Origin of the sequence: Rosistilla oblonga (assembly GCF_007751715.1) — a bacterium.
Classification (GTDB): Bacteria; Planctomycetota; Planctomycetia; order Pirellulales; family Pirellulaceae; genus Rosistilla; species Rosistilla oblonga.
Map to the genome: position 1 here is coordinate 3,405,852 of NZ_CP036292.1, position 14,546 is coordinate 3,420,397.

A 14,546-nucleotide genomic window follows, 5' to 3' on the forward strand; every position below is an offset into this window, starting at 1 on the left:
GTTGGTTCGCCCAGCAACGCGAAAATCCTGGTTTTCCAGAGAGGCATCGAAACATGGCTGGCAAACTTCGTGGGCTACGATTCGGCAACTTCCTTCACGTTCGATGAAACGTCCCTTTTATGAAACAGATCCCCACCAACTTGATTACCGGATTTCTTGGCTGCGGCAAGACGACGGCAATCAATGAATTGTTGAAGCACCGCCCGGATAGCGAGCGTTGGTCGATCTTTGTCAATGAATATGGCATGGTGACCATTGATGAAATGCTAATCGACTCGGCGACCCCCGAGGTCAACGTGCAAGAACTTGGCGGTGGTTGTTTATGCTGTACCGTTGCGATGGTGTTCGATCCGCTGTTTGACCAGTTCATCCGTCGCAGCAAGCCAGACCGCATCTTGTTGGAGCCGAGCGGTGCGGGGCATCCGGCGGCGCTCGTCGATCGACTGCGCGGTGAAAAGTTTAGCGAGCTAATCGACTTGCGAGCCACGATCTGTCTGATCGATCCACAGGATTGGGACAAGCCGCAATGGCGTGATTCGGCCGTCTTTCACGACCAAATTCAGATGGCCGATGTCGTGGCCATCACGTTCGCTGACAAAAGAGCATCCGAGCAGACGCAGCGATGCCGCCGGTGGATCGAATCGTTTGACCCGCCCAAACTGTTAGTTGTCGAAACCAGCTACGGAAAGATAGAACCCGAGTGGCTCGACCTGCGGCAAACCGTCGTTCGACCGCCCAAATTCGGCGACGCGCACGATCACGACCGACTCGCTTCGCAGCACCAGCACGGCATCAGCGAGCTGACAGAAATCGAAACTCCGCCAAGAGTTGGCAAGCCGAGGCGATTTGAAAACAAGGGAGATGAACAATGGGCGTGCGGCTGGATCTTCTCAGTCGACGAGATTTTTGATCGCGATCAATTACTCGATCTATTGGGTTACCTTCAGCCCGTCGTCCGTCTCAAGGGTGTGTTCCGATGCCGGGATGATTGGTGGGTGATCAACCGCAGTAAAAACGAAACGTCATTCCAAACAACTACCTACCGTCGCGACAGTCGTCTCGAAATCATCACCGACATTCCGACCTCCGGCTGGCCCGAGTTGGAACAGATGATTTTGAAATGCCAGTGATCCTGAAATGCCGCAGCCAGAACCGATCGCAAATACGCCAAGCCGGAGCATGGGCGCGCCGGTAGAACCGCAATTCAGTTGTCAATTTCGCAACAGCCACATCGGCAACCGTACCGGCGATTGAGCAGGTGACCGCAAACGAGCAGGCATCCACCGAGTGGCGTGACCCAGGGAATCAGCCACGTCGGAACATTCAGAATGTTGGCGTTGGTCGTGTTCGCCGCCACCAGATTCGCTTGTTGAGTCGCGTCGGTAGCACAGTGTGAACAGCAAGCATCGGTGCAGGCGGTTGCGGCGGCGGTGGCCGTTTCGCAGGAGGCACAGCAATCCCCCGTCATCCCAAACGCTGCACTGGTGATGACGGTGATCCCCATGAAGGCGATCACAGCTGGAGTCAGTCGCCGGTGCTTTCGCCAGCCGGGAACGAACGCCGCCAGGGCGATCACGAAACAGGCTAGCGCCATCCACTTGTGGAACGCTTCGTCGGCTAGGAAACTCAAACCAAGTGCCGGCAGAAACGCAATCACAAACGGCATCGCCGCGCAGTGAATCGCACACGCGACCGACGCCACGATGCCAATCCAATCTTTCCAAGCGGACGTGGCGGTTGTCGGCACAGCCGCCTGATCAAGTCCAACGGGCAGGGAATACGGTTGATCGCTCATGCGGACACCTCGGATATATCTTCTGGAAATTTGGGCGAGATTGCTTTTGCATAAACGATGGTCGGAAAGGCGTCGTCACTGAAACACTGGAAAAACAGAGAACCGTCACTGAATTCTCCAGGTTTTCCTCGCGTCCTTCCCGTCGTCGCTGCAAGTGATCGCAGGCAAAACAAAATCGGTGCATATGCAAAGGGTGTGCAAGTATGCCAATTCGAAGGCGAGGTGTCAACTCAATCTGCGCCGAGAGATAACACTATCCTCCGTCGTATTTCCCAATTCCACTATTGGGACAGCAAGCACAAAAGCATTCCGACCTGGGAGATCACCAAAGCTCTGACAGCGACTTCCACGTTGAGATGGCACTGGCTTCTAACATCGTGTTGTGGTGTGCCACTCGCTTCGGCGGTGCCTTTAATTAGCGAAGCAATCGATCTCGACGTCCTTGTGTACTTTCTAATACATGCAGCGGGATGCGATGGCACCCTTGCGGGCATCTGTAGGCTCCGTCGCGGCCCCTCGGTAGAAAAGGTTTCCATGGCACAAAAGAAGATTTGAGTCCTGAATCTTTTTCTGCCCGCCAAATCTCCGCGGTGCATTGGGCATCCTGTCCCCAGCGCGTTCGCGGTGTGCATCATGCTGGGACTTCAAGCCTTCGCAAGCTTCGATTCAGATAGTTCGCGAGGGCGGTTACGACAACAGAGTATCACTTCATGGCGTTTTGCGAGCGGATAGTTTCGCGGGCCTAACGCGGTGGGGGCGTTCCTTTCGGGCGGCGAACCGTGTTGCGAGAGAGTACTCCGTGAATCTATTTGAGCCGAACTGCCGTTGTATTCCGCGCCGGAGATCTTCGTTCCACCGTACCATTTGGAGGAAGTGGACGGTTTATGCGCCCGCGACGCGGCAAAACGAGCGCTGATCTCGCACAATTGCTCGATTGCGGCGAGCTCGAGATGTTGTTTGGCGGCAGAGTTGGCTTCATAATAGGTACACGCCCGACGGCAGAGTTTTTCGACTCCAGTACCCTTTGAACAGGCCACGTTGGCCGCTTGCGTTGTGGGATCCAAGATTTGATGTTTCGATCAAAATCGATAGTGTTTGTCTGTTTGCTTGGGCTGTTGATCGCTCCGGTGATCGCAAAAGAGCGGCGAGCGAAGCCGCCGAGATTCGGCGCCGATTCTTTCCGCGGCGTCTTTTTCGAAGACATCTCCGAATCGGTTGCCGCATCGCGTCCGAACGTCCAAGCGCTGCGAGGGATCCGTCCGCAGGTGGCTGGAGCGGAAACGAAGGATGACGAGGAGACCGAAGACGTCGGCGGTGCCTGGAATAAACTGGCCAGCGCTCAGAGTATCGAAGACGAGATCAAACGACAGAAGCTGTTGTTCGATTCGGACGTCTCGCAGCCAGGCGCCTTCAAGAGCGGAGGCTATGTCGCGGCGCGGACCGAGCTGTCGATCCTGGCAACGTTGTTTGGCGTCGTCCACTACTACGAAGGCGATATTCGCTGGAAAGAGCAGGCCGAGGCGGCTCGGAATTTGTTGGCTCGCACCGCTGGCAACTGTAACTCCGGATCGATCCAGGTCTTCAACGAATGTAAAAGTCGCAAGCAAGATCTCGACGACCTGCTCGGCGGCAGCTCGCTGTCGAGCCCGCCAGCGGCTACGGAAACCGAATGGTCTCGGATCGCCGACCGCTCGGTCTTGATGAGCTATCTGGAAACGCTCTCCAAAGAAAAGCTCCCCGATCTGACCAACGACGCGTCGGGCGTCAAAGACAGTCCCGACAAAGTGAAGCAGTTCAGCGACATGGTCGCGTTGGTCGGCAGCATTTTGATCCAAGAGGGAATGGACGAAGCGGACGACGAGGAATACGTCAACCTTTCCAAACAGATGCTCGATGCAGCGTTGTTGGTCGGTCAGGCGGCGCAAAAGGGGGACGCCGACGGAGCGCGGAAAGCTGTCGGAATGATCAACCAAGCGTGTGACGCCTGCCACGAACAGTACCGCTAGTCGCGTCCAACTTCCTACCATCGTCGCGGCACCGCCGACGCTTCTAATCCCGGGTGAGCAATGGGAATTCGGTTTCACTGCCATGAATGTCAGCATCGCTTGAACGTCAAGGAATTCCTGGCGGGCAAGCGGGGCAAGTGCCCCCGTTGCAAAGTGTCGTTTCGGATCCCGATGGGCGACCAAGAATTGTCCATCCCGATCGATCTCGATTCGCCTGAATCCAACGACTCGCCAGCGAGTGACGATTCAGCGGCCGACGAAGCCGCCGCCGCCGCTGCCGAGAAGACGTCGCCCGCTCCCGATCCAGCACCGGCGAAGCCCGCCACCGCTTCTTCGGTCGATCGGGCCCCGGTCTCGGCGGCACCTGAATCTTCGCCAGCGAAAGTTTCCCGGGGCGATCAATCCGCCAAAAATGCTGCTCCGTCGCCGGAGCCCGCTGAGATCGCGGCGGTTTCCGAACCAGCAGTTTCTAAATCAAACGTTCCGACCGATCCGCCGCCGCCATCGATTGCGACGCCCGATCAATCGCAGCATGAAACCTCGCAAGACGAATCGTCGCCGATGGCGGTCGCCGGCGACGTCGTCTGGTATGTGCGGCCTCCTAGCGGCGGGCAATATGGTCCGGCGGGAGGTTCGTTGCTGCAGCAGTGGATCAAGGAGCACCGCGTCGTTCCCGGATCGCTTGTCTGGCGCGACGGTTGGGCGCAGTGGCGAGCCGCCGAAGAGGTCTTTGGCCCCAAGTTCGCGACGCTGGGAGTTGCGGATATCGATCTCAATGCCGACCTTCCCGAATCACCTCTCGCCGTAAATGAACCGATCCGGTCGACGGATTCCTCGGCCGCGGTCGATCTCCAGCCACAACCATCGCCGTCGGAATTCGAACGGCGGCAAATGGCCAAACGCAAGCGGCGGACGCGGATGATCGCTATGCTTGCTGGCGTGAGTCTGTTTCTGATCGTTGTGATCATCCTCGTTGTCGTCAGTAAAAGCGTCGACGCTTGATCGTGGTCTACTCGCCAATCCTTCCTGTTACCCTGCCTCCCCACCGTTCTCCTTTCTCCCTCCCCCCTGAATGAGTCCTCCCATGTTTCGCTACTGCGCGTTGTTGTGTCTGTTGTTGACTAGCGGTGTCGTCGCCGCCGAATCCGATCAGCTCCGCTTGGCGACCTTCGCCGCCGACATCACGATTCCGCTGGGGCATCGTTGTATGGGCGTCCTGCCGATCAAAGCGCAACGCATCGAAGATCCCTTGGAAGCGAGAGGCTTGGTTCTGTTGGGCTCGGGCAAGCCGGTCGTGATCGTGGCGTTGGATTGGTGCGAAGTACGCAACGGCGCCTACGACCAGTGGCGCGATCAGCTGGCCGCTGCTGCCAAGACGGACCGCAACCGCGTGATGGTTTGTTCGCTGCACCAGCACGACGCACCGGTCACCGACAGCGGAGCACAAGCGTTGTTGGACAGCGTTGGCATGCAGGGGGAACTCTACGATGTCGCCTTTCACGCCGACTGTATCGCGCGAGTCAGCGACGCGGTTCGGACTGCGATCGCATCGGCTCAGCCGCTGACCCACGTCGCAGCCAGCGAAGCGAAGGTCGCCCAGATCGCATCGAACCGCCGTGTCGAATATCCCGACGGCCGAGTCGGATACAACCGCGGCAGCCGGATGGATCCGAAATCTGCTGAGGCGGAATCGGATGCGGGCGAGATCGATCCGTTTCTGAAGTCGATTCACTTCTACAATGGAGACCGCGAACTGGCGACGCTGACTTCGTACGCTACGCATCCGATGAGCTATTACGGTCGGGGAGGCGTGACCGCCGACTTTGTTGGCATGGCGCGGCGGCGTCGACAATTGGACACCGAAGGGAGCATGCAGATCTACCTGACTGGGTGCAGCGGCGACGTGACCGCGGGTAAATACAACGACGGGGCGCCGGCGACGCGCGGCATTCTGGCTGATCGACTGTATCGCGCGATGGTCGAAGCGGCTGCGGCGGCCAAGCGTCAACCGATCACCGAATACGACTTCCGTTGCGGCGAGTTGCAGTTGCCGTTTCACGAGGGAGAGGAGTTCACGAAGGAAGCGATGACTGCTGTGCTACAAGACGACACGGCGAGCGAGAAGTCGCGGATCTTGGCGGCGATGGGACTTAGTTCGCTGGAGCGACTGGAGACGCAGCCGATCGATCTCCCCTGCCTCGATTTGGGAATCGCGCAGATCGTGCTGTTGCCCGGCGAAGCATTTGTTGGATACCAGTTGATGGCCCAACGGCTGCGACCGGATTCCTTTGTGATGGCTGTCGGGTTTGGCGAGAGTTGGACCGGGTACATTCCAACCAAACGCGCGTTCGACGAAGGCTTTGGCCACAGCTGGCGTTGGGTCGGTCGCGGGAGCGAAGCGATCATTCGCGAGCAGTTGACGCGGGTGTTGGCGGAATAACCTGCCGACGACCCGCTATTTGCTGGCCGACTTGACCGCCGATGCCGGTTATGATCCTAGCCGCAAGGCATCTTTATGGTAGAATCCCAGGCGTGAACCATTGTCTGCGAGTTCATTCATGGCCGCTATTGGCGGCCGTCGGGGCGAAACTCTACCCACGATCGACGATGCTCGCAGCATCCCATCTCTTTTTGTTTGAATCTGTGCTTAATCGGTTTTGATTGATGAACGAAACTAACGCTGAAAACCTGGAAAACGTTGTTCCACCGCAATCCCCCACCGCCGACGCACAGCCACCTGGCGAGCCCGAGCCACAACAATCCGCTCCGGTAGCCGCCGACGACGCGACGTTGTCCGATGCCACCGCCGCGTTATCCGCCGCATCGGATGCCAAGCCGTCGAAGCCAACCAGCGGTCCGCTGTCGGGACGCCCAAGCGGCCCCTTGGCTCGACGTCAGCCAGCCAATCAACCGAATTCTCCGCCACCATCGGCGGGCCGGCCCGGTTCACCCGCTCCCGTTCCCCAGCGTCCAACGGCTAAAAAAGAAGCGGCGCCAGCGGCGGAAGCTGCAGCTCCGGCAGCGGTGAGCGATTCGGCAAAGTCCGAAAAGCCGAAGCACGATGGAAAAGGAAAAGGCAAGGAAAAGTATCCGCCACGCGGCAAGCAGATCGCGCCGCCGCCGAAGCCGCGGATCAGCGTGCCGAGCAAACGGGCTCCGCTGTCGGACGATCTCGAGGAGATGCTCGCTCGCGAACTCGATGGTTCCGGGCTCGAAGAGATCCTCGGCGGCCAGGCTGGAATGCCGATGCGCGAAGCGCTGAGCGAAGGCCAACGCGTGCAAGGGCGTGTCATTAAGAAAAGCGTCGATGCTGTCTTCGTTTCGTTGGGTGGCCCCGACGAAGGAGCTGTCGCGTTTGAACAATTCAAAGAAGAGCCCGAGATCGGTGCGACGATCGAAGTCATCGTCCGCGGCTTTAATAATGACGACGGCATGTACATGCTGGCCCTTCCCGGCCAAGCGTTGGACGCGAGCGATTGGGACGAATTGGAAGAAGGGGACGTTGTCGAAGCCTATGTCGAAGCTGTCTGCAACGGCGGCGTCGAAGTGAAGGTCGGTTCGATCCGCGGCTTCATCCCGATCAGCCAGTTGTCGGAGTTCCGCATCGAAGACGCTGCCGAATTCGTCGACAAGAAACTGTTGTGCGTTGTCAATGAATGCAACGCGCGACGCAAGAATCTGGTTCTCAGCCACCGTGCGATTCTCGAGCGGGAACGCGAGGAACGGCGAGTCGAACAGATGGCCAAGATCGCTGTCGGCGACGTCTTGGAAGGAACCGTCCGCAACGTCCTCGACTTCGGCGCGTTTGTCGACCTCGGCGGCGTCGAAGGTTTGATCCACATCAGCAAGCTCAGCTGGGATCGGATCAAGCACCCCAGCGAAGTCATCGAAGCGGGCCAAAAGGTCAAGGTTCGGATCGACAAGATCGACGAAAACACCGGCAAGATCGGACTCTCCTATCGCGACCTGATCGAACAACCTTGGGACGATATCGATTCCAAGTTCCCGATCGGTTCGACAGCGACGGGGACCGTTACGCGGACCGCTGATTTCGGAGCGTTTGTTCGCTTGGGAACCGGCATCGAAGGCCTGATCCACATCTCCGAACTGGCTCACCATCGCGTCTTCAAGGTCGACAACATCGTCAAGGTTGGAGACGAGATCGAAGTCAAGATCCTCTCGGTCGACGAAGAATCGCAGCGGATCGGTCTGTCGCTGAAGGCGACTCAGGTCAAACCGCAGACCGAAGAAGAGAAGGCGAAAGAAGCGGCAGAGGAAGTCGATGAACCGGCACCCGAGCCGTACATCAAGAAGCGTCACGTCGGTCCACTCAAGGGTGGCAAAGACGCTGACGCCGGCGGGGCCAAGTTTGGCCTGAAGTGGTAGCCCGCGTCGCTTCTCAAAATCGAAGCCGTTGTGGATGGTTAAGTCCCGGCGGCTGATTTGCTCTCGGCCGTTTCTCGGCCTCTTGGGTACGATCCCAACACATCGCGGCGAATCGTAAGAGCCTTCAGGTCTTCGATCGCCGCCATCACGGTCACGTCCTGTTTATGCCCCTCGAGTTCGAGGAAAAACAGATACTCGTTGGGACCTGCTGGCATTGGATACGATTCGATCCAGGTCAGATTCAAGTTGTGGGTCTTAAAGACGTTCATCACATCGGCCAGTGCGCCGGGGCGATGGATGATCTGCAGCACGAGTGCCGTTTTGTCATCGCCGCTAGAACTCGGTTCGTGCCCACCCAAAACCGCAAACCGGGTGACGTTGTTGGGGTTGTCCTCGATGCTCGCTGCGATCACGTTCAGCCCATACTCTCGCCCGGCCGCTTCGCTAGCGATCGCGGCAACACCAGGCTGTTCGGCCGCCAATTTGGCTGCCGCGGCGGTGCTCGAAAGCTCCTTTAAATGAACATCGGGCATATGTTGTGCAAGCCAACCACGGCATTGCGACAGCGCCTGCGGCTTGCTGTAGATCTCGACGATCTGATCTCTCGGCGTGCTGCTCAGCAGATAGTGGTGGATTGGCAGCAGCACCTCGCCACAGATATTGACGGGATTCTGCACAAACATCCCCAGCGTATCGACGACGCGGCCGTCGGTCGAATTTTCTACAGGGACGATCCCCATGGCAGCTTGGCCGCGGACGACGGCATCAAAAACGGCGGCGATCGTCGATTCGGGCGTCAACATCGCGGCGTCGCCAAAGTACTTCAGCGCGGCCAGATGGCTGTAACTGTGCTGTGGCCCGAGGTATGCGACTCGGCGAGGTTCGAGTTCGGCAGCCGATAGGCTAGCGACGTGTCGCAGCAGCGTCCGCAGTCGCTCGGGATCGATCTGGTGGTCGGTCGCGGTTCGATCGACGGCAGCTTGGATCCGCGCATTGGCTTCCGCTGGCAGTTCCGCTCCGCCGGCTTGCCGCAAGATATCGATGCGTTGGGCAACGAGGTCGAGGATCGAAGTATCGATTGCGTTGAGACGTTCGGGGTCGCGCGGCATGGGGGAATTGCTCTTCGAGGGTGTCAGGATGGCTGAGTCGCGTGGGACCTCGCGTCGCGACAAAAAACGTTCGGGCGAAGTCTGTCATTTTGACGGGCGCGGCAACGACCATCGAAACCGAAACTGGGTTAAAAGTCAAATTGCGGCCGCCGCGACAGCTAATTATCGACTATTGAAGCGATAAAACGATGCCCGATGAACCGAAACGTACCGGAAATGGAGATTTTTGGAAGCCGTGGTTTGTTTCTGGCACGGTCTTTGCTTTTCATCACATTCGTTCGCGTGACAGCCAAACATGTCAGCGACCCCAACGAGACGCGGGACGACATCAGACGCGCCATCTGGCGAGCTTTGTCGGACAACGAATTGACTAAAATTCTGACGATATGACTGGAGGAGAAATCCATGGCACAAGGCGAAAAAATTATTGGTATCGACTTGGGAACCACCAACAGCGTCGTTGCCATCATGGAAGGTAACGATCCTAAGGTGATTCCCAACGCGGAAGGCAACCGTTTGACTCCCAGCGTCGTTGCGTTCACCGACAAAGCGGAGACGATCGTCGGCGAACCTGCTCGTCGCCAAGCGGTGACCAACCCGACGCGGACGATCTATTCGGCCAAGCGATTCATGGGCCGTCGACACAACGAAGTCCATTCCGAAGAGAAGATCGTTCCCTACGGTGTGACCGGCGCAGAATCGGACTTTGTTAAGATCAAGGTCGGCGACAAAGAATACACGCCGCAAGAGATCTCGGCGAAGGTGCTTCGCAAGCTGAAGGAAGCTTCGGAGTCCTACCTAGGCCACAAGGTCAACAAGGCGGTTATCACCGTACCGGCTTACTTTAACGACAGCCAACGTCAAGCGACCAAAGATGCCGGCGAGATCGCTGGTCTCGAGGTAATGCGGATCATCAACGAGCCAACCGCGGCGGCGATCGCTTACGGTCTGGACAAGACGAAAGACGAAAAGATCATCGTCTTCGATCTCGGTGGTGGTACGTTCGACGTGTCGGTTCTTGAAGTTGCCGATTCGGGCGACGACGAGAGTTCGACTCGGGTCTTCCAAGTTGTCAGCACCAGCGGTGACACTCACCTTGGTGGCGATGACTTCGACGAAGCTCTGATCGATTACGTCGCTAGCGAGTTCAAGAAGGACAACGCGATCGATCTGCGTAACGATCCGATGGCACTGCAGCGTTTGCAAGAGGCGTGCGAGAAGGCGAAGAAGGAACTCAGTTCGCTGCCAGAGACCGACATCAACCTGCCATTTATCACGATGGATCAATCCGGTCCCAAGCACCTGACAATGAAGGTGACTCGGGCGAAGTTTGAAGAGTTGATCGCCGAGCTGATCCAACGCTGCCGCAAACCAGTACTGCAAGCGCTCGAAGACGCCGGCATGAAACCGAGCGACATCGACGAAGTCGTTCTGGTTGGTGGTAGCACGCGGGTGCCAAAGGTTCGCGAAGTTGTCAAAGAGATCTTCGGCAAGGAACCACACCAAGGTGTGAACCCCGACGAAGTTGTGGCGATCGGTGCAGCGATCCAAGGCAGTGTCTTGGCCGGCGACCGAACCGACGTTTTGCTGTTGGACGTTTGTCCGCTGACTCTCGGTATCGAAACCGAAGGTGGCGTGATGACTCCACTGGTCGAACGCAACACCACGATCCCCGTCGAAAAGAAGAACACCTTCAGCACCGCTGCGGACAACCAAACCGCGGTTACCGTTCGCGTATTCCAAGGTGAACGGAAGATGGCGGCGCAAAACCGATTGTTGGGCGACTTCAACCTCGAGGGGATCCCACCACAACCACGCGGTATGCCTCAGATCGAAGTCAAATTCGACATTGATCAAAACGGCATCCTGAACGTGAGTGCAAAGGATCTCAATTCGGGCAAAGAAGCCAAGGTTCAGATCGAACAATCGGGCGGTTTGGACGATTCCGAGATCGAACGCATGAAGAAGGACGCCGAAGAGCATGCCGATGAAGATCGCAAGCTGTTCGAGTTGGCCGAAGCTCGTAACAAAGCCAACAGCCTGATTCATGAATCGGAAAAGCAACTCAAGGAAAACGAAGAGAAGCTGACCGATGCCGACAAGGAACCGATGAACGCAGTGATCGAGAAGGTTCGCGCTGCCGTTGCTGGCGACGATGCCGCCGCGATCACCACGGTGACCGGCGAATTGGAGCAAGCTTGGCAGGCGTTCAGCAAGGTGCTTTACGAAAAGACCGGTGCCGAGGGTGCTGCTGCTGCGGGAGCCAGCGATGGCGAACCCGCTGCTTCGGCTGACGACGATGCCATCGATGCGGAGTTCGAAGTGAAAGACAAGTAAGGTCTTAGATTATCAATCGCCCGCCGGTTCGCACGAACCGGCGGCGATTTTTACGCGGGCCACAGGCGATTATTCCAACACGCGATAGTGACCAATTGGTTGCAAGCGTGTCTTCAACGGCTGTGGCTTTTTCGTGCGCTGATCGCAACTTTTGGATGCGGTCTCAAATTTTCGCCAGTCGGCATCTGACCAAGGAGTACAAACAATGGCATTTCGATTTGACAAACTCACTCACAAATCTCAAGAAGCGGTCAGCCTAGCTCAAGGACTGGCGACTGAAGCGGGGAACCCGGAGATCACTCCGCTGCACCTGCTGTCCAGCATGCTCGACGGAGGACAGGGGATCGTTCGCCCGATGCTGCAAAAGATCGGCGTCGATATCGATCAATTGACTCAGATGTTGACCGGCGAATTGGGGCGATTGCCCAAGAGTTCCGGCGGTCGGCAGTCGGGCGTCGGCCCCGAATTGCAGAAGGTCTTCGAAGCGGCGGCCCGACGGGCGGAGTCGATGAAAGATGAATTTGTCAGCAGCGAACATCTGTTGCTGGCGATGACCGATACCGACAACAAAGCCAAGAATCTGTTGCAGCTGGTCGGCGTTGGCACCGACGATGTCTTGGCTGCTCTGAAAGAAGTACGAGGGAGTGCGCGGGTGACCGATCAAAATGCAGAGGACAGCTACCAAGCGTTGGAAAAGTACGGCATCGATCTTGTCCATTTGGCAACGCAGGGCAAGCTGGATCCCGTCATTGGCCGCGACGCGGAGATTCGCCGTGTTATCCAGGTCCTCTCGCGGCGTACCAAAAACAATCCCGTCCTGATCGGGCAACCGGGCGTCGGTAAGACGGCGATCGCCGAGGGGCTTGCACTGCGGATTGTCGAAGGCGATGTCCCGACCAGCCTGAAGGACAAACGCGTGATCTCGTTGGACATGGGTGCACTGGTCGCCGGAGCGAAGTTTCGTGGCGACTTTGAAGAGCGTCTGAAAGCGGTTCTGCGAGAGGTCAAAGAGAGCGCCGGTAGCGTGATTCTGTTCATCGACGAATTGCATCTCGTCGTCGGTGCGGGCAAAGCGGAGGGATCGGCTGACGCCGCCAACCTGCTGAAACCCGAACTGGCTCGCGGTTCGTTGCGCTGCATCGGTGCAACGACTCTCGACGAATATCGCCAGCATATCGAAAAGGACGCGGCTCTTGAGCGGCGGTTCCAGCCTGTCTTCGTCGACGAACCCAACGTGGAAGACACGATCGCGATCCTGCGTGGTTTGAAGCCGCGTTACGAAGCGCACCACGGCGTGCGGATCACCGATTCGGCCTTGGTCGCAGCGGCGAAACTGTCGCATCGCTACATCGCCGATCGGTTCCTGCCCGACAAGGCGATCGATCTGGTCGATGAAGCTGCCAGCCGTTTGGCGATGGAGAAGGAGAGCGTTCCCGAACCGATCGACGAGGTTCAGCGGCGGTTGCGTCAACTGGAACTGGCCGCTCGACAGCTCGAACGCGAAGAGGATCCGTCGGCGAAGTCTCGCTTGGACGAGGTGAACGCGGAGATGCAGCAGCAGAAAGCGGAACTCGCATCGCTTCGCGAACAATGGGAAGCCGAGAAACTGGGACTTGACGATGTTCAGAGCATTCGGAAACAGATCGACCAGATCGATCACGAGTTTCGCACGCTCGATGGCGAGATCCGGCGGAAGCAGTCCAGTGGCGAAGCGGTCTCGGAGACGGAGTTCCAGCAGTTGTATGAACTCGATAAACGTCGCAGCGATCTGACGGCGCGAGCTGAACAGCAAGCCGAGTCACAGGCGGAAGCACCCGCCGAGGCGGACGATCCGGCTCATGGTGCGCGACGCTTGTTGCGGCAGGACGTTACCGACGAAGAGATCGCAGAGGTCGTCAGCGCGTGGACTGGAATTCCCGTCCATCGCATGTTGGAAACCGAACGGGCGAAGCTGTTGGTGATGGAAGAACGTCTGCATCAACAGGTCGTTGGCCAAGATGCTGCCGTCGCGGCGGTCTCCAACGCGGTGCGTCGCAGTCGCAGCGGATTGCAAGATCCGCACCGGCCGATCGGATCGTTCCTGTTCCTCGGGCCAACCGGCGTCGGCAAGACCGAACTCTGCAAGGCTCTGGCTCGGATTATGTTCGACGATCCCAACGCGATGGTCCGCTTGGATATGAGCGAGTTCATGGAACGGCACAGCGTCAGCCGCTTGATCGGTGCACCTCCCGGCTACGTCGGATACGAAGAGGGAGGCAAGTTGACCGAAGCGGTTCGGCGACGTCCCTATTGCGTGATCCTGCTGGACGAGATGGAGAAGGCGCATCCAGACGTCTTTAACGTGCTGTTGCAAGTTCTCGACGACGGGCGGCTGACCGACGGCCAGGGACGGACTGTCGATTTTGCCAACACGGTGATCGCGATGACAAGCAACGTCGGCAGCCAAGTGATCCAACAGATCGCATCGGCTGGCGGGACGGAGACCGAGCTTGAGGAAGCGGTTCAGGAATCGTTGAAAGCGAAATTCCTGCCCGAGTTCCTCAACCGGATCGACGACACGATCGTCTTCCAACCGCTACGGCTCGACCAGATCCGTAAGATCGTCCGGATCCAATTGGATGAATTGGCGGGGAGATTGGCGGCCAACGAGATCGGATTGGAAGTGACCGATGCGGCGATCGACGCGATCGCAGACCGCGGATTCGATCCGACCTACGGAGCGCGTCCGCTGAAGCGAGAGATCCAACGCGGACTCGAAAACCGCTTGGCGACCGAGTTGCTGAGGAACCAATACCCGGCTGGATCGAAGGTTCGAGTCGACTTCGCAGACTCCGACTACACGTTTGAGATGCAACCAGCGGATTTGGACGTCGCGGCGGAATAACCGCTCGCGACAATCCGGATTGTCGGACC

9 protein-coding genes are annotated in these 14,546 nt (G+C 58.0%); 7 read left to right on the forward strand and 2 right to left on the reverse strand.

The genetic code is table 11. The annotated features are described in order from the left end of the window. The first annotated feature begins 119 nt into the window (after window positions 1-119). Window positions 120-1,130 carry a CobW family GTP-binding protein gene (locus tag CA51_RS12135; RefSeq protein WP_145120895.1) on the forward strand — a complete coding sequence of 337 codons (1,011 nt, stop codon included), beginning with the start codon at window positions 120-122 and terminating at the stop codon, window positions 1,128-1,130. Between the two features lie 74 nt (window positions 1,131-1,204). Here CA51_RS12135 and CA51_RS12140 read toward each other — a convergent pair whose 3' ends face one another. Beyond that, a complete protein-coding gene (locus tag CA51_RS12140) occupies window positions 1,205-1,795 on the reverse strand; it encodes a MerC domain-containing protein (RefSeq protein ID WP_145120898.1) in 591 nt (196 codons plus the stop codon). Window positions 1,796-2,865: 1,070 nt separating this feature from the next. On the opposite strand from CA51_RS12140, the gene CA51_RS12145 reads away from it, so the two are divergent. The 4 genes from CA51_RS12145 to CA51_RS12160 all read left to right on the forward strand — a co-directional run bounded on the left by CA51_RS12145 (window position 2,866) and on the right by CA51_RS12160 (window position 8,187). Continuing rightward, window positions 2,866-3,801 (forward strand): cytochrome c, encoded by a 936-nt coding sequence (locus CA51_RS12145; RefSeq protein ID WP_145120900.1) that lies wholly within the window; start codon window positions 2,866-2,868, stop codon window positions 3,799-3,801. 60 nt (window positions 3,802-3,861) lie between these two features. Then, window positions 3,862-4,803, forward strand: coding sequence for a DUF4339 domain-containing protein (locus CA51_RS12150; protein ID WP_145120902.1), 942 nt, complete (start codon window positions 3,862-3,864; stop codon window positions 4,801-4,803). A gap of 82 nt (window positions 4,804-4,885) precedes the next feature. Then, window positions 4,886-6,241 carry a hypothetical protein gene (locus CA51_RS12155; protein WP_145120904.1) on the forward strand — a complete coding sequence of 452 codons (1,356 nt, stop codon included), beginning with the start codon at window positions 4,886-4,888 and terminating at the stop codon, window positions 6,239-6,241. Between the two features lie 224 nt (window positions 6,242-6,465). Continuing rightward, the gene (locus tag CA51_RS12160) at window positions 6,466-8,187 is read left to right on the forward strand and encodes a 30S ribosomal protein S1 (protein WP_145120906.1); all 1,722 of its coding nucleotides are present in this window, start codon (window positions 6,466-6,468) and stop codon (window positions 8,185-8,187) included. A gap of 38 nt (window positions 8,188-8,225) precedes the next feature. Here CA51_RS12160 and pheA read toward each other — a convergent pair whose 3' ends face one another. Beyond that, window positions 8,226-9,296: a prephenate dehydratase gene (pheA, locus tag CA51_RS12165; RefSeq protein ID WP_145120908.1), complete on the reverse strand. Its 1,071-nt coding sequence runs from the start codon at window positions 9,294-9,296 to the stop codon at window positions 8,226-8,228. Between the two features lie 405 nt (window positions 9,297-9,701). On the opposite strand from pheA, the gene dnaK reads away from it, so the two are divergent. Then, entirely contained in the window at window positions 9,702-11,633 is a 1,932-nt protein-coding gene (gene dnaK, locus CA51_RS12170) for a molecular chaperone DnaK (protein ID WP_145120910.1), read from the forward strand. Window positions 11,634-11,838: 205 nt separating this feature from the next. Next, window positions 11,839-14,517, forward strand: a complete 2,679-nt coding sequence (clpB, locus tag CA51_RS12175) for an ATP-dependent chaperone ClpB (protein WP_145120912.1) — start codon at window positions 11,839-11,841, stop codon at window positions 14,515-14,517. Window positions 14,518-14,546: the final 29 nt, after the last annotated feature.